The 20,662-nt window shown below is 41.1% G+C and carries 17 protein-coding genes; 10 read left to right on the top strand and 7 right to left on the bottom strand.

Annotation, left to right across the window (positions count from 1 at the left end; all coding sequences use genetic code 11):
- The first annotated feature begins 83 nt into the window (after positions 1–83).
- Genes AC0L6H_RS03805 through AC0L6H_RS03820 form a run of 4 tightly spaced genes read left to right on the top strand, consistent with a single transcriptional unit; the run spans position 84 to position 2,822 of the window.
- On the top strand, positions 84–635 hold the full coding sequence (locus tag AC0L6H_RS03805; RefSeq protein WP_473392697.1) for a paraquat-inducible protein A: 552 nt from the start codon (positions 84–86) through the stop codon (positions 633–635).
- Entirely contained in the window at positions 635–1,339 is a 705-nt protein-coding gene (locus AC0L6H_RS03810; protein ID WP_473392698.1) for a PqiB family protein, read from the top strand. Before AC0L6H_RS03805 ends, AC0L6H_RS03810 begins: the two co-directional genes overlap by 1 nt.
- Before the next feature lie 41 nt (positions 1,340–1,380).
- Positions 1,381–2,250 carry an MlaD family protein gene (locus AC0L6H_RS03815; RefSeq protein WP_473392699.1) on the top strand — a complete coding sequence of 290 codons (870 nt, stop codon included), beginning with the start codon at positions 1,381–1,383 and terminating at the stop codon, positions 2,248–2,250.
- Positions 2,251–2,303: 53 nt separating this feature from the next.
- On the top strand, positions 2,304–2,822 hold the full coding sequence (locus tag AC0L6H_RS03820) for a PqiC family protein (protein ID WP_473392701.1): 519 nt from the start codon (positions 2,304–2,306) through the stop codon (positions 2,820–2,822).
- Between the two features lie 19 nt (positions 2,823–2,841).
- On the opposite strand, the gene AC0L6H_RS03825 is transcribed toward AC0L6H_RS03820, so the two are convergent.
- Positions 2,842–3,285 carry a hypothetical protein gene (locus AC0L6H_RS03825; protein ID WP_473392702.1) on the bottom strand — a complete coding sequence of 148 codons (444 nt, stop codon included), beginning with the start codon at positions 3,283–3,285 and terminating at the stop codon, positions 2,842–2,844.
- A gap of 99 nt (positions 3,286–3,384) precedes the next feature.
- The gene (locus tag AC0L6H_RS03830; protein WP_473392703.1) at positions 3,385–3,546 is read right to left on the bottom strand and encodes a hypothetical protein; all 162 of its coding nucleotides are present in this window, start codon (positions 3,544–3,546) and stop codon (positions 3,385–3,387) included.
- Positions 3,547–3,914: 368 nt separating this feature from the next.
- On the opposite strand from AC0L6H_RS03830, the gene AC0L6H_RS03835 reads away from it, so the two are divergent.
- The 4 genes from AC0L6H_RS03835 to AC0L6H_RS03850 all read left to right on the top strand — a co-directional run bounded on the left by AC0L6H_RS03835 (position 3,915) and on the right by AC0L6H_RS03850 (position 10,270).
- A complete protein-coding gene (locus tag AC0L6H_RS03835) occupies positions 3,915–5,405 on the top strand; it encodes a CotH kinase family protein (protein ID WP_473392705.1) in 1,491 nt (496 codons plus the stop codon).
- 50 nt (positions 5,406–5,455) lie between these two features.
- On the top strand, positions 5,456–6,475 hold the full coding sequence (locus tag AC0L6H_RS03840; protein WP_473392706.1) for an adenosine deaminase: 1,020 nt from the start codon (positions 5,456–5,458) through the stop codon (positions 6,473–6,475).
- A 142-nt stretch (positions 6,476–6,617) separates the two neighbouring features.
- Positions 6,618–9,479, top strand: a complete 2,862-nt coding sequence (locus AC0L6H_RS03845) for a M16 family metallopeptidase (RefSeq protein ID WP_473392707.1) — start codon at positions 6,618–6,620, stop codon at positions 9,477–9,479.
- Between the two features lie 245 nt (positions 9,480–9,724).
- On the top strand, positions 9,725–10,270 hold the full coding sequence (locus AC0L6H_RS03850) for a hypothetical protein (RefSeq protein ID WP_473392708.1): 546 nt from the start codon (positions 9,725–9,727) through the stop codon (positions 10,268–10,270).
- A 28-nt stretch (positions 10,271–10,298) separates the two neighbouring features.
- Here AC0L6H_RS03850 and AC0L6H_RS03855 read toward each other — a convergent pair whose 3' ends face one another.
- On the bottom strand, positions 10,299–11,138 hold the full coding sequence (locus tag AC0L6H_RS03855) for an ATP-grasp domain-containing protein (protein ID WP_473392710.1): 840 nt from the start codon (positions 11,136–11,138) through the stop codon (positions 10,299–10,301).
- Positions 11,139–11,332: 194 nt separating this feature from the next.
- Positions 11,333–11,926, bottom strand: coding sequence for a LysE family translocator (locus AC0L6H_RS03860; protein ID WP_473392712.1), 594 nt, complete (start codon positions 11,924–11,926; stop codon positions 11,333–11,335).
- A 111-nt stretch (positions 11,927–12,037) separates the two neighbouring features.
- Here AC0L6H_RS03860 and AC0L6H_RS03865 point away from each other — a divergent pair, with 111 nt between their 5' ends.
- Positions 12,038–12,490: an Lrp/AsnC family transcriptional regulator gene (locus AC0L6H_RS03865; RefSeq protein WP_473392713.1), complete on the top strand. Its 453-nt coding sequence runs from the start codon at positions 12,038–12,040 to the stop codon at positions 12,488–12,490.
- Positions 12,491–12,529: 39 nt separating this feature from the next.
- Here AC0L6H_RS03865 and AC0L6H_RS03870 read toward each other — a convergent pair whose 3' ends face one another.
- From AC0L6H_RS03870 to AC0L6H_RS03880, 3 genes are all read right to left on the bottom strand, one after another.
- Positions 12,530–13,786: a DEAD/DEAH box helicase gene (locus AC0L6H_RS03870; RefSeq protein ID WP_473392714.1), complete on the bottom strand. Its 1,257-nt coding sequence runs from the start codon at positions 13,784–13,786 to the stop codon at positions 12,530–12,532.
- Between the two features lie 195 nt (positions 13,787–13,981).
- Entirely contained in the window at positions 13,982–14,701 is a 720-nt protein-coding gene (locus tag AC0L6H_RS03875) for an ATP-binding protein (RefSeq protein WP_473392716.1), read from the bottom strand.
- A 26-nt stretch (positions 14,702–14,727) separates the two neighbouring features.
- Positions 14,728–17,808 (bottom strand): chemotaxis protein CheB, encoded by a 3,081-nt coding sequence (locus tag AC0L6H_RS03880; RefSeq protein WP_473392717.1) that lies wholly within the window; start codon positions 17,806–17,808, stop codon positions 14,728–14,730.
- A 158-nt stretch (positions 17,809–17,966) separates the two neighbouring features.
- Here AC0L6H_RS03880 and AC0L6H_RS03885 point away from each other — a divergent pair, with 158 nt between their 5' ends.
- Positions 17,967–20,648 carry a sensor domain-containing protein gene (locus AC0L6H_RS03885; protein ID WP_473392718.1) on the top strand — a complete coding sequence of 894 codons (2,682 nt, stop codon included), beginning with the start codon at positions 17,967–17,969 and terminating at the stop codon, positions 20,646–20,648.
- The last annotated feature ends 14 nt before the right edge of the window (positions 20,649–20,662 follow it).

Raw genomic sequence — 20,662 nt, forward strand, 5'->3', positions numbered from 1 at the left:
AATTCGCAGCGTAATTCGCAGCCTGATCAGTATCCAAAACACAGTGCCGCGCATGAGGGCTGGCTTGCTGCCGCACTTGTCATTTGCTATCTAACATCGATGAAGTAGTCTGTCCAAGGTGCGAAGATACACTATATCTGCGTAAACCCAATAGCGTCCAGCGCACCTTAGCCCTCGTTTTTACGGCCATCTTGCTTTATATTCCAGCGAATATATATCCCATTATGACCACGACATTGCTTAACGATAAAAGCGCTAGTACCATTCTAAGCGGTGTTGTGCTCTTTGTAGAGCATGGTTCGTATTTTGTTGCTTTTGTTATTTTTGTTGCCAGCATTCTAATCCCAATTGCTAAGATGCTGATTATATTGTGGTTATGCTATGCTACTTCTCGGCAAAGCCGACTCAGCAAAAGTGAATTAACACGGTTATACAAAACCACCGAATTTATTGGAAAATGGTCAATGATTGATATATTTGTCGTCGCGATACTGGTAGCTTTAGTCCATATAACAGGTATTATGATGATTGAGCCTGGTACCGCAGCCAGAGCTTTTGCTGGTGTTGTAATTTTAACGATGCTAGCAGCGCACCAATTTGACGTAAGATTAATGTGGGATAAACAGCAAAACTAATGACCCAAGACAACGAAAAACCAGCCGCTATTGTTAAACAAAAATCGCGCTTTTCGGTGGTGTGGTTGCTGCCCCTAATTGCCGCGCTAATTGGCGTAGGAATGGTCTACCAACAATGGCAGAATAAAGGCATAGAGATTGTTATTGTTTTTGACAATGCGAAGGGCTTAGAAGCCAATAAAACCAAAGTCAAATTCAGAGATGTTGATATTGGCATATTAAAAGATGTTAGCTTTTCTGACGATGGTTATTCGATTGAAGCAAAAGTTGAAATAGACAAAAATATGCAGCGTTATCTGCACAGCGACTCCCAGTTTTGGGTAGTACGACCTAGAATAGACACCGGTGGCGTATCGGGCTTCAGCACGCTACTGTCAGGCGCGTATATCACTATCGACCCGGGTAAATCTGACGCCTACGCTGAGCGCTTTGCTGGGCTCGAAAACCCGCCGGTTTCATCTCCTACTTCAAAAGGTATTAAACTCAAACTCGTTTCCAGCGGCGGTAAATCCTTAACGGTAGGCAACCCCATAATATATCGAGGTTTTGAAGTAGGCGCGGTTGAATCTGCTGACTTTGATATTGAATCAAGGAAAGTCACCTACGGTATTTTTATTCAAGCGCCTTACGATGCTTTGATTACAACTAATACCTTTTTTGGAATTCAAGTGGCGTTTCATTTTCGGCTAACACGGAAGGCCTGACAGTTGATTTAGCATCGGTCGAAACTTTTCTCGTAGGCGGTGTGCAATTTGACGTTCCCGACGATCTCGTATTGGGCGAGCGCATAAGCGAAACCCGTGAATTCACGCTTTATCCTTCTCGCGCCAGTATCAATCAAGAACGCAAATATGAATATTTAGAGTACGTTATTCTAGTCGAAGATTCGGTGGGAGGCTTAGAAGCCGGTGCCCCTGTCGAGTACAGAGGAATCCGCATAGGCCAGGTAAGTCGCCCATACCTAGGCTTTTACGAAACAAACCAAATTAATAGTGATGAAGTGCGTATTCCTGTAATCATTCATCTGGAGCCGGCTCGGCTTGCACCAAATAACGAATACGATTTAGCTTGGTTTGATAACCAGTTTAGCGAATGGATAAAGTCAGGTTTAGGCGCTAGTTTAGAGACCGCCAATTATATTACCGGCTCTATGAAAGTGAGTCTCGATTTAAATAACGATATACGTTCAGAATTAGAGCACTTTGGTAAATACACTGTCATACCCGTGGCACAAAGCGGTTTTGCAAGCATAATGAGCAAAACAGAGAAGCTACTAAGTAAACTCGAGAGCTTGCCACTAAACGACTTAGTGCAAAGCACGACCACTGCTGTTAATTCTGCCAATACGACTATTTTGTCAGCAAACGATACCGTGATTGCAACACAATCTGTTCTACTGGCAGTAGAAGACACATTAAACGAGGCCAATAAAACCTTGCAAGGTATGCAAAGTGACTCTCCTGTCTACTTGAAGTTAGAACGCAACTTACAAGAGCTCGAACGAACCTTAAATATGATGCAACCCTTTTTGCAAGAGATCCGCAAAAAACCAAACACCCTCATATTTAGTGACGCGCCACCGGCCGATATTCAACCAAAAGGGAAAGGCGAATAATGCTGCTCAAACGAAGTGCTGTACTATTATTTATATTGGGGATAACAGGGTGTATGAGCAGTCCCGAGGCCCCTGAATCGTTTCATTATCTCTTAGACGCGGCACCGGCTTTGTCATCTCAGTCATCGCAAACAAGTAAACAAGAATTTGTAAGGCCAGCGCAAGTAAAAGTGCTTGCGCTAAATTTACCTGACTATTTGCAGCAACCTAACTTGGTATTAAAACTAAGCAATCATCAAATTAAAATCGCCAATTATCATTTTTGGGCCGAAGACCTGAACCACAGTATTCAACAAATACTCATCAAAGAGCTTAACCAAACCAGCTCAACAATAAGCTACCATCAACGATGTATAGCTTGCGATGAAATAGCCATTACCATTGATCATTTTTATCCTACAGAGCAAGGCAAAGTAGTATTGTCAGGCAGTTATGACAAAATCGCCAAAGATGGCAGCCACAGCGCGAGCCGATTTTCCTTTGTTAATGAGCTGAATAAAGGGGGGTATGATGAAGCAGTTGAGGCAATGCGGGCGTTACTAACTGAGTTGGCAAAACAGGTAAACCAGTAATCCGAATCGCGCTAAGGCGTTAACTTAGCTCTGCAGACCTAATACGTAACACAGCAAAATAGCAAAAGGTTTTTATCATTAACGCGTATAAAAGCGTAAGACATAATACCGCAAATGCAGGACCAAAAACCTTAGGAAACGCTTCAGCATTAATATTTGCTGCCATTGCTATGAGACCGCTTACAATACCAAACCAACCCATCATCATAGCGGTACTGCTTATCATTTCAAATACTTGTGCGTAGCGCTGAGGAGTTTCGCAGCGATGCAATAACTGCGAATTAAAAAGTAAACAAAAAGCCTTTTGCACATCATCCCAACCAAGCACTATAAACGGAACAATAATCGCCGGAATAACAACGATGATAAGGCTAGGGATGTTAAAATAAATACTAAGTTCACCACCTAAGAAAAATGTCATTAGCATGATCCCCGCCACCACGAACAAGCTGATTAAAAACATAATACACCCTTTAAACAATTGGCTAAATACAACAAAACACTTCGACTTTCGTTTCTCCACGCATACTAAACAACAAAGCGCAATCTTGGGTGTGTTAACTCATACTTTGTTATTTGCTAGTGGATGCACAATAACGCCCGTTTGAGTAATCCTGCCCACCAATCCGCCTTTCCTGCGAACCCAACCGTCTTTCCTGCGAACCCAACCGTCTTTCCTGCGAACCCAACCGTCTTTCCTGCGAAGGCAGGAATCTGTTAACAACTACCTCCTTCATCCCAAAAATAAAGGGTGCTTTTAGGAGATCATCACCTTCACTTAGACGACGAGCGCTGTCGCGAAGTTGCATATACGATAAGATGGGCTAAACAAGCAACCAAATGATTCATTTGAGCGATGAAAGGGTTCAGATGTGCGATAAAGCGCTATAATTTAGCGGCACAAAACCTAGGTAAACCATAGGCTAAAGCTAACAGTTACTTGTGTTGGCTAAAAGCACAGGGTAGTCTGAGGAACTGAAAAAGTCACACAGTGAGCGGGTATTTAATGCTAAATATAGAAGTAAGCAAATATAAAAATTTAGTGCTACCGGTATTGAAAAAAGTGGATTAATCGTCGCTTGTTTCATCTTCTTGCATGCATGTGGTGGAGGCTCGTCCTCAGAACAAAGCACCACTGTATTACCACCAACGCCCCCACCTAGCGCACAAGAACCCTTAATTACGCAGTTCTCATTTAATCAAGCAAATAACCCGAGTTTAAGTAGCAACATCCAAATGCAGATAGAAGATGGCGTGATTTCAGGGCGTATTAGCGAAAATATAGCTGTCAAGAACCTAGTAGCCACCTTTGACCATACCGGCGTTGACGTGAAAATCGATAGTACAACGCAAACGAGCAATCAAAGTACCAACGACTTTACGCAAATTCAAAACTACACCGTAAGCAATAGCGATGGAAACAGCAAAACATACTCCGTAGATTTAACCAAATTTACCAGTTTGCCCATTATATACTTGACCACAGATGGTGGCGTAAACATCACCTCAAAAGACGACTACGTTGATGGCGACGTTTGGATAGATGGCGGCAGAGACTACGTTACCCTTGATAGCGTTGCGATGGAAATAAGAGGAAGAGGCAACTCAACTTGGATGCATCCCAAAAAGCCCTATCAAATGAAGCTTGAAGATAAGTCTGAATTTTTAGGCATGCCGCGTGATAAAAAATGGCTGTTTTTGGCTGAGTATTCAGATAAAACCTTGCTGCGTAATACAATCGCGCTAGCAATGGGCCACATGAGTAATTTAACGTGGACACCTAGCAGCGAATTCGCCGAAGTCTACCTCAACAATGATTATATTGGCACCTATAACATCACTCAAAAAGTAGAAGAAAGCGACAACCGTGTTGCTTTAGGAGACACTGGTTTTTTAGTGGAAATAGACCAGCCAGAGCGCCTTGATCGAGATGATGTCTATTTTAGAACAGGTCGTTTTTTGATTAATATAAAAGAGCCAGAAATTGAATTTTCAAGCGATGAATATAACCAAGTAAGCAGCATATTCAGAGATTTTGAACAAAGCCTATTTGCAAGTGATTTTACAGACGAGAATACAGGCTATAGCGCTCATATTGATGTAGACAGCTTTGTTGATTGGTTCTTGATTAGTGAAATCACAAAAAACGTGGATTCTAAGTTTTTTTCAAGCATATTTATGAATGTGATTCCTGGTGAGAAAATAAAAATGGGACCACTTTGGGACTTCGATTTATCATTCGGCAATGTTGATTACGCTGATAGTCGCTACGCAGAAGGCTATTGGGTTAAAGAGCACCCTTGGTATCAGCGACTTTTTGAAGACCCGGCGTTTGTCGTCAAAGTACAAGCTCGCTTTGCCTTTTTTAAACAAAAACAAAGTGAAATAGTGGCGAAAATCGACAATGACGCAAACAGATTACGTTGGGCTCAGCAGGAAAATGACGACCGCTGGCAAACACTTGGCGTCTATGTTTGGCCAAACCCAGTCGTTTTTAACACCCATGCAGAAGAAGTAGAACATATGAAAAATTGGTACATCGAACGCATGGCATGGCTAGATACTGCTTTAAACTCATTGTAATATGAGGCTTAAATAAGACTAAGCGTTCTCGTAGGCAAGGCAGATATAAGATGAAATTAAGCACACTTTCGCAACTCATTCAGCAATTGCCTAAAGCGGAATTGCATTTGCATATTGAAGGCAGTCTAGAACCGGAGCTAATGTGGCAACTCGCCCAGAAACACGGTATTGAACTTCCGTTTGCAAATGTTGAAGCCATTGCTCAGGCTTACCAATTCGACAGTTTGCAAAGCTTTCTTGATTTATACTATCAAGGCGCGAATGTGCTTCGTGAAGAAGACGATTTTTTCGAGCTTATGTGGGCTTATTTGTGTAAATGCAAAACACAAAACATTGTCCATACTGAAATAATGTTTGACCCGCAAACGCATACCCAACGCGGCATTCCCTATTCAACGTTTATGACTGGATTTGCACGCGCTATTGATAGAGCTAAAGACGAACTAGGGATTAGTGTCTTCCTTATCTTGTCGTTTTTGAGGCATTTAAGTGAACAAAGCGCACTCGATACCTTGCAAGAGGCCAAACCTTTTTATGCAATGATCAAAGCCGTCGGCTTAGATAGTTCTGAACTAGGCAACCCACCGCAAAAATTCGCCAATGCTTTTAAAGCGGCAAAAGACTTAGGCTTTGACCTTGTTGCCCATGCCGGTGAAGAAGGGCCACCTGAATATGTGTGGGACGCGCTCAATACGCTAAATGTTGATCGTATTGATCATGGCGTTCGAAGCAACGAAGATGCAGCCCTAATGGCGCATCTAAAAACGCATCAAATCCCCTTAACTGTTTGTCCGCTTAGTAACCTAAAACTTTGCGTAGTAAGCGATTTAAGTGAACACAATGTGCTGAGTTTGTTACGCGAAGGCTTACTAGTCACCATTAATTCTGACGACCCGTCGTATTTTGGCGGTTACTTAAACGAGAATTTTCTTGCCCTCGCCAGTAAACTACACGTATCCAAAGACGATGCCGTGCAACTTGTTCGCAATAGTATAGTGGCTAGCTTTTTACCCACCACCGAAAAACAAGAACACTTAAGAAGGATCGAGGAAATCGCGGCCTCATTCTAATGTTGGTAAAATAGGAAATATCGGAACACAGGACCACTCAGTTTTTTACCAACAAAATTTCTAATTCCTAGCAAATATAGTGTAAAGTAACAAAAATGGACTGCATTAACGCTAGCCCAGCGTATTACTTTTAGGGATATATATGCTCGCTGTAAAAAGACTCTTTTTTGTATGTGGAATTCTAATCTTAAGCGCCTGCGCTTCAACCGGACCACAATCTTATAATTTCTTCATCCATGAACAAATTGATGACTTAGATACCCTCCCATTAAGCCAAGAAATTCCACTTCCCGGCGAATATATCAGCGGCAAATACGACAACGGATTACGCTATTACATTAGAAACAACCCTCAGCCAGCAGACCGCGTTGAAATAAGACTAGTATTGCGCGCAGGCTCCTTACTCGAAGAAGACGAACAGCAAGGTTTTGCGCATTTTGTAGAACATATGGCTTTTAACGGAACCGAAGATTTTAGCCAAGAAGAACTGCTGCAATTTGTTGAATCCACCGGCATGAGCTCTGGCTCCCACCTAAATGCATTCACCAGTTTTGATAACACTTTTTACGTTCTAGAATTACCTTCCAACGATAAAGAGATACTCGAAACGGGCATTCGTATTATCGAAAACTGGGCACATAAGCTGCAGTTTGACCCAACCGAAATACAAAAAGAACGCGGCGTAGTACTCGAAGAATGGCGCGCTGGCAAAAACGTAAATGAACGCTTGTCGATGAAACACTTAGAGAAAACGATTGCCGGTTCACGCTGGATAGAGCGCTTCCCTATAGGCCAACCAGACATAATTCAAAACGGTAGCGAAGAAGACTTAATCGCTTATTACAAAAAGTGGTACCGCCCAGACTTAATGTCGGTCATTGTGATTGGTGATGTTGATTTGCTTAGCGTTGCTCAATTACTCGACACACATATTGCCACCATTCCAGGCAGAAAAGACGTGCTCGACGCTGACGAACTATACGCTGACTTCACCATTGCCGACAACATAGAGCCTATTATTAGTATCGAAACCGACAGCGAGTTATCAACGACGCAGTTTGCGCTAATGACAACTCATCCCAAAATGCCCGTCAAAACCTTTGAAGACTTGCGTCGTCAGTATCTGATTGGTTTACACACCACAATGATGAATTTTAGATTGCACGAAAAGGTCGTTACCCAAGACTTCCCTACCTTAAACGTTGATATAAGCTTTGATGAATATTTCAAATTTAAAGATGCTTATAGTTTCATCGCCGGCGCGAAAACAGGACAAACCAAAGAGGCTATTAGAGCCGTATTAACTGAAGCCTATAGGATAAAGCAAAATGGCTTTACCGAGTCAGAACTTGCGCGAGCAAAACAATCATGGTTGTCAGACTTCAAACAGCAAGCACAAACCATGTTTAGCGATGTTTCAACTAGCCATGCTAACCGCTTATTAAGTTTAATTGTAAACGACTACCCTATTTTAGACGCCGATGACGCCTATATTTTTGCGCAGCGTGTTTTACCGACTATCACCCTAGATGAAGTGAACAACATTGGCAAAGACTGGCTAAGTAACGAAAACCGTATTATTCAAGTTTCGGCTCCCGAAAATGAAAAAGCCTCGCTGCCAAGCGCAGACGAGATAATCGCTATATGGGACGATGTGGCCAACACATCATTTACTGCATTTGTTGATAACGAGGTACCCGATACCTTAATGACAAGCACACCTGAACCTGGTTCAGTCGTCAATAAAGACTATGACAGCAGCGATGACTTCCATAAATGGACCTTGAGTAACGGCGCTACCGTCATTCTCAAGCAAACTGAACTGGTAACGGGCCAAATCAACTTTAGAACCTACAGCCCTGGTGGCACCTCACTACTTGATGACGACCGCTATAACCGCACACGGATGACCCCGCAAATTATGGATAGCATGGGCGTTGCCGACTACGATTATATCACCATGGCCAAGTTCTTAAGTGACAAAAGCTTTAATATCGTAAGTTCAATCGACCCATTCAACGAGTGGATGACCAGTGATTTTACGATTCAAGATATCAATAGCTTTATGCAGTTATTGCACTTAAAGTTTACCCAAGCTAGATACGACGAAGCTAACTTTAATAACTACATGGCTTACGTGCGCCCACAACTAGTAAATCAGTTTAATTCACCCGAGGCTAAGTATTCTGAAGCCGTGCGCAGTGCCTTGTTTGGAGATAGCGTTAGAAATAGAGCATTTGATTTAGACATGTTAGACCTTCAAAGCCTACCTGACATGTATGCGCTATATAAAGAACGTTTCGCAAATGCAGCTGACTTTACCTTTGTCTTCGTTGGGGATTTTTCCTTAGAAGAAATTGAACCACTTTTAAACACCTATATCGCTACATTGCCAAGCACTGAAGGTAGGGAAACCCATGGAATTTTGCCAGATGAGCGTGCAAGTGGCGAACTCCTGATAGAAGTCAACGAAAACACCGAGCAACGCGCTGAAGTTTATTTAGAATATCGTGGAAGCACGGAGTTTTCTCATGTAGAAGAGTTGTCGTTTTACGCCTTATTAAATGCACTAGATATAAAACTAAGACAAAAAGTAAGAGAAGAAAAATCAGCAGTTTATTCGGTCAATGTTGGCGGGATGATTTCCCAGCTTCCTAGTGCAGAGTTTAACTTGAACATTAGCTTTACCTCAGATCCTAATCGCGTTGATGAAATTATTAGCGATATAGAAGCCACCTTGGAAAACGTAAAAACCCAAGCGCTTGAACCTCGCTTCATCAACAACTTTATAGCGCAGCAAAAAGAACAGTTCGCTTTAAATGTTAAAACCAATACGTATTGGGGATACTACCTAGTGCGCTTAGATACTAATGAAAAACCTCTACTTCATTCTGAATATGACGAAGCGTTAAATTCAGTAACGGTAGAAAAAGTACTTGAGGTCGCTCAGAAATATTTAGCCACCGAACACACAATGAAAGCGATTATGATGCCTAAAAACTAAGGTTGGCTTATAAAACGCTATGGCAAGTACTGAGTATTCCTATTCGTATTTTGTTATAGCGATTAAGCGATATTTAACTGTGAATATGAGCTTTGATTGGGCATGCTTAACAAAGCATAGTGTATATTGGGGATGAATCCTTTATTGAAACATACTTGCAAGGATCATCCACTTTATTGACAAATGTTCTACTATGGTCTTTACTTAATGCTCTACTTTTGAACGATAACGAATGGATAATAATTATGACAATTCAACAATTAGATCTGACTAAATTTTCTATACAAGAACATACAGTCAATAGTGTCGTTATTGAACATTCGACGGGCAATGAGATAAAATTAGAGTTAATCGAGACCACTGTGTTGAAGTGTATTAATGGCAGCAGAACACTAGAAGAAATAAAACAAGAAACTAAAGCCATACTATCGGATGACATTGTTGATGAAGCCATTTTTAAAGCGCTAGACCGGCTATCCGATATTGGCATTTTGAAAAACAGATTGCTGCCTCCTAGTGGCCAGCAAACCAATTCGAGACGGCAATTTATGGCAAAAGTTGCTGGTGCCTTAGCTTTTAGCGCTATCGGTGCTTCGTCAACAAGCTTTGCAGCTAAATCTTCTCAGTCACAAGAACAAAAACTAAAAAGAGAGCAAGAGAAGGATCAAAAGCACGCGAGCGAACGGTTAGAAAAGGAGTCTAGAGAACAAGAGAGAAAAAGAGCACAAGAAGAGCGAGCCAAGGAGCGTGCTCGGGATGCTGAAGAACGAGCCAAAAAGAAGAAACCATAATAAACAGTAAAGACTCATTTTTATTAATTTACAGGGTTTCTTTTTTCATTAAATGATCAATCATTTTCCCTGCGACATCAATACCACCAATTTCTTGGGCATGGGCGTAGTAACAGGGAAAATTCGCTTCCAAAACATAACAACGGCCGCTCGGGTGTTTAAGAATATCGACACCACCAAAATCATTCCCTAGCGCATGCACAGCTTTAACCGAAATTGCTTCCATGTCTGAACTAACTTTGCCAAATACTTGGTCTTTGTCAGTTGTCCCATAAGTCCTAAAATCTGCGCCATCAGGTGGATTAATGTAAGCCGCGATCACCTCGTTACCAACTACAACACAACGCCAATGAACTGCGTCGGGAATAAATGTTGATAAAATCGGTGTAGAGACACCTACAGATACAAAATCTACAACCGAATATAGGGACTGCGCATTGTCTAGTTTCATTACCCCAACACCGCCAGAATAGCCCAACATTTTGAGAATGACAGGATAACCGCCGAGCTGTTCAACGTAATAGTCAATGACATCCCTATTTGTATTGTGTAAATAGAATGTTCTTGGAATTGGGATATCATGATGTTCAAACAAGCGCGTTGCGTTGTTGCTATTATAAAATATCCCCATGGGCTCTTTGTAAAAAGTGGATACACCTTTTTGAAATAGATATTGCTCAACTTTGGTAGCTGCGATAGAAACAGCAGGTCTAAACAATAAATCCCTTGGCGCTGCTTTGCGAAACGGTTCGTAAACAAAGGTTTGACTATCATGCACGACAGTCTCAATTCCTCTTTCTTCACAAGCTTTTTCTAAAATTTCGATTGATATACTAGGAACATCATCATCGACTAAATGTAATTTCATCGTCCGAATAATTCTTCTATTGTCTAAGGCATATACAAATATAGTATTGTTAGCCTCTCAAGGGAAGCGCCAACAAGAAGAGAAGTTTGGATGCGATGAAAGCAAGCATGTGGAGCCAAACTAAAGTTATTAAAGAGGGCTTATTTAACACAAGGCCACTGTACCTAAACGACTTTACTAATTTTGCTGGTCACTCATAAAAAGATAGGATATAACGATAAAACGAGTAAAACAGCCATACTGTAATTGAAGATTTTTAAACGTTTGGGTTGGTTTAAAATATGTTTTATTTTAGTGCCTAAAGTTGCCCAACTCGCTATACAAGGAAAGTTAACTAAGCCAAAAACGATTGAGACTAACACAACAGAATAGATACTTTTGGTCGGTGCATAAACACTAACGGCCGTAAGCGCCATTGACCACGCTTTTGGGTTTACCCATTGAAATACCGCTGCCTGCAAGAACGTCATTGGGCTGGCCTTACTTTTTGCATTGCCAATTGAGCCGCTCGCGCTTGCTATTTTATAAGCAAGATAAAGCATATAGAGCACACTTAATACCCGTAAAATATCGTAAGAGACGGGAAAGGCGTCGAACAACTTCATAATACCTAAACCCACTAAAATAGCCATAAACACAAAACCTAGCGATACCCCAAACATATGCGGCAAGGTTAGTTTAAAGCCAAAATTTACCCCCGAGGTCATTAGCATTAAGTTGTTAGGCCCGGGCGTTACCGACGACGCAAAAGCAAAAAGCATTAAGGCGAACAATAAATCTGTGGTCATATTTTTAGCATTCTTGTAGTTGACATCAATAAACTTATGCGTGCAATTATAAACCAAATATTGGACACTAATCTTGCAAACACGCTGAGCTTTTATGGAAATGCACAACTAATGATTAAAAATGACAAGTTAAACGACAGAATATTGCAAGTGCTCTCGCTCAACTCAAAAGTAACGAACACCGAACTGGCAAATAAAATTGGTTTGTCGCCCTCTGCATGCTTACGCAGAGTGCAAGAGTTAGAGGCAAGCGGGGTAATAAAAGGGTATCGCGCCATCCTTGACAAAGAGTTGCTAGGTATTGGGTTTATTGCATACGTGATGGTTGGGTTAAGCGAACACACCAAAGAATCCCAAGAGAATTTTGAGCAAGCTATTTCAAACGCCTTTGAAGTAAAAGAATGCCATAACGTAACCGGCTCTTTTGAATACCTGTTGAGAGTAGAAACAACTGACCTTAAGCACTACAAACTATTTCATACCGACGTACTAGGCACTTTGGCACAAGTTTCGACCATCACGACCCATGTGCTAATGGCATCACCTAAAGACCAACGTGAATAAGCCACTATTGACTAGCAATTCGCTTACAGCCAAAGGGAATTACTTAGTCTTTTTCGCCTTGCGTCCTTTAATGGTGTTACCCGTAATATTGGTACGCGTTGCCTTATTGCTGCGGCTTGGGCGGCTATTTTTTGAAATGCTTTTTAATAAGCTTTGGCGGTCGCTGACTTCAAAGCCTTTTTTGACAACACGCTGTATAGTTGCCCCAATCAGAGTTTCAATACGACTTACTGTGCGTTCTTCTTCTCGGCTCACAAACGAAATCGCATTGCCAGAATTGCCTGCACGGCCGGTGCGGCCAATGCGGTGTACATAGTCTTCTGGTAAATAAGGTAAGTTGTAGTTAACAACGTAATCTAGGCCTTGAATATCTAGCCCGCGAGCGGCTACCTCTGTTGCAATAAGCACTTGTAGTTTAGCCGACTTAAAGTCAGCTAGCGCGCGGCGGCGTGACCCTTGGCTTTTATCTCCATGACATACAGCCGCTTCAATTTTACTTTGCTTAAGTGCTGCCATTAACTTGTCGGCTTGTTCTTTGGTCCCGGTAAATACCAGTACTTGAAACCAATTTTGCTCACGTAATAAGGCTTTAAACAAGTCTATTTTACGTGACTCCTCAACGGGATACATAATGTGATTAACGGTCTCGGCAGTCGTATTAATTTTACTAACGCGCACTTCTCTATGGTTATTCAATATTTTGTGGCAAAGCTCGTTAACTGCAGGTGAACTTGTGGCCGAATATAGCAAGGTTTGGCGTTTTTTAGCCGTGTGCTGCATGATTTCACTCACATCACTTATAAAACCCATGTCGAGCATGCGGTCGGCTTCATCTAATACTACGAATTCGGCATTTGCCAAGGTCAAGTTATTTAGCGCCATATGTTCAAGTAAGCGCCCAGGCGTCGCAATTAAAATATCGCTACCAGCTTTAATTTTACTCGCCTGCCCACCCATTTTTACGCCGCCATACATAGCCATAATACTGATATCCGTAAACTGGGCATAACGACTAAAAGCATCGGCTAACTGTTCAGCGAGCTCACGCGTGGGAGTGAGAATGAGTGCTCTAGGACTGCCTGCAATGGTTTCTTTAGGACGGTCTAGTATTTGTTGCAAAATAGGCAGTGCAAAAGCAGCTGTCTTGCCTGTTCCGGTTTGTGCATGTACCAATAAATCTTGGCCTTTGCGCGCACTGGCAATGGTTTTTTGCTGTACGTCAGTCATTTCAATATAAGCGCATGCTGTGATGGCTTGTTGTAATGGCTCGGCGAGATCTAAGGTTGAAAATTTCATTTGAGGTCCTGTTTACTTGGCGTTTCTATAGCGTTGTTTTAGGCGTAAAAAGCGTAACACTTAAAATGTACGCCTATGCAAAAGTGGCATCTAAATTTGACAGTGTCAAAACCAAACCAATGCTGGCTACAGTCAAAAATGAGTGCGGAATATACAGTATTTTATATGATTTAGTGCAAATAATTTAAGCAATTCTCAATTCGACACGGGAAAAGAGGCATCTACTCGTAAACCAGGGTAGCCTAGGCTTTCGCCAGCACCTAGCTTGAGTGTCCCTCCATGGAGCTCAACAATACGCATAAGCTTAGCGATTCCAAGCCCAGCGCTAGGGAGCTCCGAGCTGTCTTTTTGCAAGGTTTTGAAAGGCTTAGTTATATAAGATATATCTTTTTCACTCAATATCGGTCCATTGTCTTGATAAGTAATTTGCCAATATTCAGCATTTTCACTTTTTTGCGCAAATAGTATCGCCTTTAACGAAGCGATTGGCTGATTCGCATGCTGAAGTGAATTACTAAACAACTCAGTAAAATATTGCTGCAATAAGGCTTTATAACCATGAATAGTTGGTAAAGTGCGAACCTCAAGTTGTTGTGCAAAAGCTTGTTTTTGTGTAGTCGTGCTCTGATTGAAAAGTCCGTTTATGCTAGTTTGCACTATTTGATTTAAAGCGCAGTCGCTTAACTTCTCCTCATTTTCGTAAAGACGCGCGTAACTGGCCAAGGCTTTTAATCTAACACCTGTAAGCAAGTATTCATCTTGCATAAGGTTAATGCGCCTCGTCAGTTTGTCATCATGCTTTATACGATCGTCGCTTGCTAGCATTTGGCTCAGCGTATTCGCACTACCTATTGAGCCTTGGATATCATGAGACAAGGTAGAAAGGAGATCACGAATAAACTTGTCACTTGGCAATTTTTATCTCCCTAAAGTGTTACTTTCTATGGATTAATGGATTTGTTTGTTTTCATGAGCAAAGCCGTAATATTCTTATCAATTTGGTTTCGCCGAATTGCATAACGGATGCTTTTATCTAGCAACTTGGGCGTAATATCGTCTTTCTCAAGAAGGTCGAGGGCGCCGTATGAAAAAAGAATCGGATTAACATCATCGTGACGCCCACCCGTAATAACGATAGTAGGCATATTGATTTCGGCAGCAATCAATTGGTCAAGAAAGTCAATTGCGGTTTCATTCAATAAATAAAAGTCGACGATACAAACGTCAATTTTATGTTTGTCTATTAATCTTATCGCTTCAGCACAGTTGAGAGCTTTAAATACGCTAGATTTGTATGAATCAATCTCTTGAATATGTTGCTCAAGTACTTCCAAATAGCTGTTACTGTCATCAAGTATCACTACATTTAAGTTTTTGCTAAACGGTTTGTCATCGAGTATGTCCAGAGCATTGTTGATGCTTGAGCGCAATTGTTGATATGCGACATGCATCCCCAATTCCATATACTTCACCTTCGAAATATCAGTAAACGTAATAGCGACGCCCCGCGAAACGATAGTGTCGTCATAGTTATAGGAGTTTATTGATACCCGCAACATACTTTTGTTTTCTAAAATCAACTCTTTTTGTATGCTTTTTTGGGTTTTAAATACCTTAGCAATATCGCTTAACAGATCATCATAACGAATGTTTATTGAAATATGATGTAGAGGTCGATTTAGATCCGAGTCGAGCAAATTAACATAGGCTTTAGATGCCTCTGTAAAGCGGCGAATAAGCATATTTTCATCTAAAAATATGAAACCAATTTTAGATAAGCTCAATACTTCATCCAAGTCTCTATTGGCTCTGGATATCTCAGAAAGTTTTTCTTGAAACTCAGTATTTACGGTGTATAGCTCTTCATTTACTGACTGCAACTCTTCATTAGTACTTTGCAATTCTTCGTTTGCTGACATTAATTCTTCGTTGCTCGATTGCAGTTCTTCGTTAGTGGTTTCTAGCTCTTTTACGGTAACTTTTAAGTGTTCTTTATTATGTTGTAGTTCACGCTCTAAATCATAAATCCTCTGCTGGGCTTGCTCACTTACATCAAATTTTGTAGCGTCTGTAGCCATGTCATTAGAAATTCCTAGCGCTTCAAAAATAAGCCAATAATAACTTGGCGTATCTGCAATATCGTATTCTTTTACATGGGTAACACGTATACTCAAATCGATTACTTGCATCTTGTCTTGCGTAGTTAGATTGGTATAAAACACAGGTTTATCTGACTTTTTAGCTCGCTGCAACGCAGAGCTAACTGCAATACTTATGTCGTCATTGACGATATCCAAGATATTTGTACTCATTCGTCCCGGCGGTACACGCTTGGTAAAAGGACTAGTGTCGCCATAAATATGCAAAGCTCGATAGTCGTCATCAAGTAAGATACAGGGTGGCACAAACTGCGTAATTAGCGCCTCATTGGCAAACCCTATTGAGGTTTTGGCGCGCGTGTTTCCATGATAACTGCGCATGAGCGTACTGATACTAGGGATACTAGCCTCGCGCTTAGCTGGCATTACCGGCAAGCGTTGCGAGGAAGAGTTAGATATTTTGGCGTCGCTTATTTTTTGATAAATCTTTGCACGGTCATTGATTACCTTGAAATACGATGACAATTCGTTCAAGTTTTCAGAAGAACCCAAAAACAAATAAGCACCTTTGTTAAGCGCGAAGTGTATAGAAGTTAACACTCGTTTTTGTATCATTTGTTGGAAGTAAATTAACACATTCCTACAAGTGACGAGATCCATATTAGAGAAGGGCGGGTCAATAATAATATTGTGGGTAGCAAAAACCACACTGTTTCGTATTTTTGTCGATATTTGATAGATCCCTTCAGACTTATTCACAAAATAGGCTTTTAAGAAGATACGTGGGACATCTTGCACTATATCAGCGGTATATAAGCCAGCACTGGCTTCAGCGATAGCGTCAGAATTAACATCAGTAGCAAACACTTTAATTTCGCGTTTTTGACCTAACTTTTTCACTTCATCGTGCAAGAGCATTGCAATAGAGTAAGCTTCTTCTCCTGATGAGCACGCCGCCACCCACACTCTGATCATCTTGTTGCTAGGAGAATTAAGCAAAATATTGGGGATAACCACGTTTTTGATAGCGTCAAAAGCTTCATCGTCTCGGAAAAAGCGGGTAACGCCAATAAACAGCTCTTTTTTTAGCGTATTGACTTCTCGTTCGTCTTGAAATAATAAGGTGACATATTCGCGCAGAGTGGTCGTTTGCTTGATCGTCATGCGCCTTTCAATTCGCCGAACAACGGTCGATGGCTTATATTTTGAAAAATCTATTTCGCTTTTTATGCGCAAAATATTAAAAATTTCTTGCATCACATCTTGGCTGTTTTCCATATCGTCACGCAGGAGTCTGCCGTCCCCTTTCACAAGGGGATGATGAATGTAACTTTCAAGTTGTCGCCCCATATTTTCAGGACGTAAGATGAAATCAACAATACCGGTGTTGATTGCACTAGTTGGCATACCATCAAATTTAGCGCTTTGTGGTTCTTGCGCCATCACTAGCGCGCCAGCTTCTTTTAAAGCTTTAATACCTCGGCTTCCGTCAGACCCGGTGCCTGATAAAATAATGCCGATCGCTCGGTGTTGTTGATCTTCCGCTAAGGATCTAAAAAATACGTCGATGGGCAAGTTTAATCCCGCATCTAACAATTTGTCAGCCAGCAGAAGTTCGCCTTGCGCAACAATCATGTTTTTTTTGGGAGGCAGTAAATAAATGGTATTTGGCTGGGCTAAAACGCCATCCTCAACATTTTCTACTATCATTTGAGTGTGCTTGCTGAGTAGCTCAAGCATCATACTTTTAAAATCTGGCGATAAGTGCTGAACAACAACAAAACATGCACCTGTTTGCGTCGGCAAATTTTGCAATAGTATTTGCAAGGCTTCCAAACCTCCCGCAGAAGCCCCAATACCCACATAATGTGTTGGCAAATTCAGCTTGCTATTCGAATTTTCGTTCCCTTTATCAGTTGTCATTGGCTTTATTTTGTCCGTTTTGGTATTGTCACCGCCATATACAAACTTCTAATTACATGAAAATACTATAAAATACTGTATTGGCAATGACTATAGCATTGATTGCCAAAAAAATGTTAGTGAAGTTGATATAGTAAAAAATCTTCCAAGGTCTCAATATGGGTATGACAAATAGCGATGGCGAAGAGCAGAAAGGAAAGGCTTTATTCAATGCTAATTTACGTACAGACAGAGCTACACGCCTAGCTATTGATGAAATACAAGGACTCTTGTTTGATCCTGATGCCAGCGGTCAAATATTTGAATTGGTTTTAGGGTTTTTACAGAAATTCACGAATAGTGATTTCGCTGTTTGTTACGTCTCTGCAGACGACCCAAATGCACCTATGCTCCCAAACATAAAACTAAAACCAATATATATAGATGATACCGCGCCCTTTGTGAATCAAAAGGTATTAGAATCATGGGTCGGGCAAAAATCTATCTTAACCCGTCCTGTTTTTTACAATCAACCCATTGCGCCCGCTAGTCGCAGAATTTTACTACCTGATTGTAATGTTGCGGGTATTATGATGTTGCCAATATTAGTGCATTCTGAACTTAAAGCAGTATGCATATTGGCCAAGCAACAAGGCGCATACGAAGCGCAATTCATTCACAAATTAAAGCCGCTTTTAGGCTCGGTAATGTGCGCAATTCAGAGCGCAGAATCGGTCAACGGAAACTTTTTGGGTCTAGACAAAACAATTGGAACAAATCGATTCTTAAATAGCCTGATTGCCTCCTCGCCAATTGGAGTAATAGTGATCGATGAGAACGGGAATATTATCGTCAGTAACCCAAATGCCCAAGCCATATTGAATTCTGGTGTGAATCAATTAGGCGACCCTACCAACGAATCCATCGTTGGTCATAGTATAAAAACTTATTTTCCAAAGTACGATTCTCTATTTCAATGGTCTTCACAAGAACCGAAGTTTGATAGTCCAACTCACGAGACACTGCCTCGGCTATGGATAGACCAGCAGGTAACAAGAAGTTGTGGCGATATCTGCAATGTAAATTTAACGGTCTTCCGCTACGTTTATAACCAAAAGCGCTACACCACGTTACAAATACAAGATATTACCAGTACTCAACAAAGTGCAGAAAAATACAAACTTGCTTCACAACAAATAAACGCACTCACCCAATTATTACCAGTAGGTATTATTCAAGTAGATAAGAACTGGCGCTGCACCTTTGCAAATGACAAGTGGTTTGAATTTTCAGGCCTAACCGCAGACGAAAGTTATGGGCCAGAATGGATAAATGCAATTCATCCTTTAGATATAAATGACTTACTAGACTCTTTACACGCCAGTTTAGAAGCGGGTAAAGATCTACAACGTGAAGTACGTATGGTTACTCCGCTTGGGGCAACAAAATGGATAGACTTTAGTTCTCGTGTGCTATTTGATGAAAACGATAACATTGAAGGATTTTTGGGGACATTTTCTGACGTCACCGAGCGATACTTGACGCAAGAAAAACTCAAGTATGTTGCACAATACGACGGTCTTACGGGTCTTGCGAATAAAATACTCTTTCAAGATCGCCTTAGTCAAGGCTTCATCAGTTCAGAACGGGATGAATCAACCGTTAGTCTATTTTTCTTAGACTTGGACGGCTTTAAAGATGTAAATGACACCCTTGGTCATGATGTGGGTGACTTACTTTTGCAGAAGGTTGCCGACCGACTACTTGATACCTTGCGTCGAAACGATACCGTCGCGCGCTTTGGTGGTGATGAATTTGTTATCTTATTGGGAAAAAGTGAGAGTTTGACTGAGGTGCTCGTTGTTGCTGACAAAATTATCTCTGCTGTCGCGGCTCCCTATTTGATAGAAGATCATGAGGTTTTTATCACCACCAGCCTTGGTATTTCCCAAGGAACTTACCGCAACTCAAGCGCTCGCGCGCTTTTGAAAAATGCAGATGTTGCGCTATACAATGCGAAAAAAGAAGGGAAAAACAAATATCAACTTTTTGATGACGAACTTGCTATTGAATCAAAGCAACGTGTCATTTTACTACACCAATTGCGCAGCGGTATTAAACGAAATCGTTTTATCATGCATTATCAGCCTATTTGCGACTTGCAGTCTGCTGAAATTATTGGTTTTGAATCCTTAATTAGATTTGTTGATAATCAAGGACAGCTTGTTGTTCCTGACGAATTTATATCCATTTTAGAAGAGACCAGCATGATTTTGGATGTAGGTCGCTGGGTAATTGAACAAACTTGTCGTCAATTGAGCGAATGGATTAAAAAAGACAATTTTCCATCGGTCGGTTATTTGGCCTTTAACGTATCGCCAAAGCAACTGGTAGAAGACCATTTCGTTGAAAACATTAGAGCTTGCTGTGAACGCTTTAATGTTAGTCCGTCAAATTTAGTAATGGAAATAACTGAATCGGTTATTATCAATAAACCAGAAAGTATCAAAAGTATATTAAATGAAATTCGGGCCTTGGGCATTCGAATAGCCCTAGATGATTTTGGAACCGGTTATTCCTCGTTGAGCTACCTGCAAAACTACCCTTTCGATATATTGAAAATAGATAAATCGTTTATTGACGATTTATCTGATAACAGTAACGACAGTAAAATAACTAAAGCCATAATCGCCCTAGGGAACTCTCTTGAGCTAAAAATCTGCGCTGAAGGAGTAGAAAATGAGCTTGCCTACAGTGCGGTAAAAGATTGGGGAGTGCAGGTCTTTCAGGGCTACTACTTGAGCAAACCCTTACCGGCAAATCAAGTCATCGAATTTTTACAAGAAAGAGTGCTAGCCTAGGCGCAAGGCGCGCC

This window comes from Glaciecola sp. G7-5 (assembly GCF_055808975.1).

What these genes read in the sequence shown, in the direction of transcription:
- AC0L6H_RS03810 (WP_473392698.1), top strand. Translation starts at nt 635, where the DNA reads ATGACCCAAGACAACGAAAAACCAGCCGCTATTGTTAAACAAAAATCG.
- AC0L6H_RS03820 (WP_473392701.1), top strand. Translation starts at nt 2,304, where the DNA reads ATGAGCAGTCCCGAGGCCCCTGAATCGTTTCATTATCTCTTAGACGCG.
- AC0L6H_RS03825 (WP_473392702.1), bottom strand. Translation starts at nt 3,285, where the DNA reads ATGTTTTTAATCAGCTTGTTCGTGGTGGCGGGGATCATGCTAATGACA.
- AC0L6H_RS03840 (WP_473392706.1), top strand. Translation starts at nt 5,456, where the DNA reads ATGAAATTAAGCACACTTTCGCAACTCATTCAGCAATTGCCTAAAGCG.
- AC0L6H_RS03845 (WP_473392707.1), top strand. Translation starts at nt 6,618, where the DNA reads ATGCTCGCTGTAAAAAGACTCTTTTTTGTATGTGGAATTCTAATCTTA.
- AC0L6H_RS03850 (WP_473392708.1), top strand. Translation starts at nt 9,725, where the DNA reads ATGACAATTCAACAATTAGATCTGACTAAATTTTCTATACAAGAACAT.
- AC0L6H_RS03855 (WP_473392710.1), bottom strand. Translation starts at nt 11,138, where the DNA reads ATGAAATTACATTTAGTCGATGATGATGTTCCTAGTATATCAATCGAA.
- AC0L6H_RS03860 (WP_473392712.1), bottom strand. Translation starts at nt 11,926, where the DNA reads ATGACCACAGATTTATTGTTCGCCTTAATGCTTTTTGCTTTTGCGTCG.
- AC0L6H_RS03865 (WP_473392713.1), top strand. Translation starts at nt 12,038, where the DNA reads ATGATTAAAAATGACAAGTTAAACGACAGAATATTGCAAGTGCTCTCG.
- AC0L6H_RS03870 (WP_473392714.1), bottom strand. Translation starts at nt 13,786, where the DNA reads ATGAAATTTTCAACCTTAGATCTCGCCGAGCCATTACAACAAGCCATC.
- AC0L6H_RS03880 (WP_473392717.1), bottom strand. Translation starts at nt 17,808, where the DNA reads ATGACAACTGATAAAGGGAACGAAAATTCGAATAGCAAGCTGAATTTG.
- AC0L6H_RS03885 (WP_473392718.1), top strand. Translation starts at nt 17,967, where the DNA reads ATGGGTATGACAAATAGCGATGGCGAAGAGCAGAAAGGAAAGGCTTTA.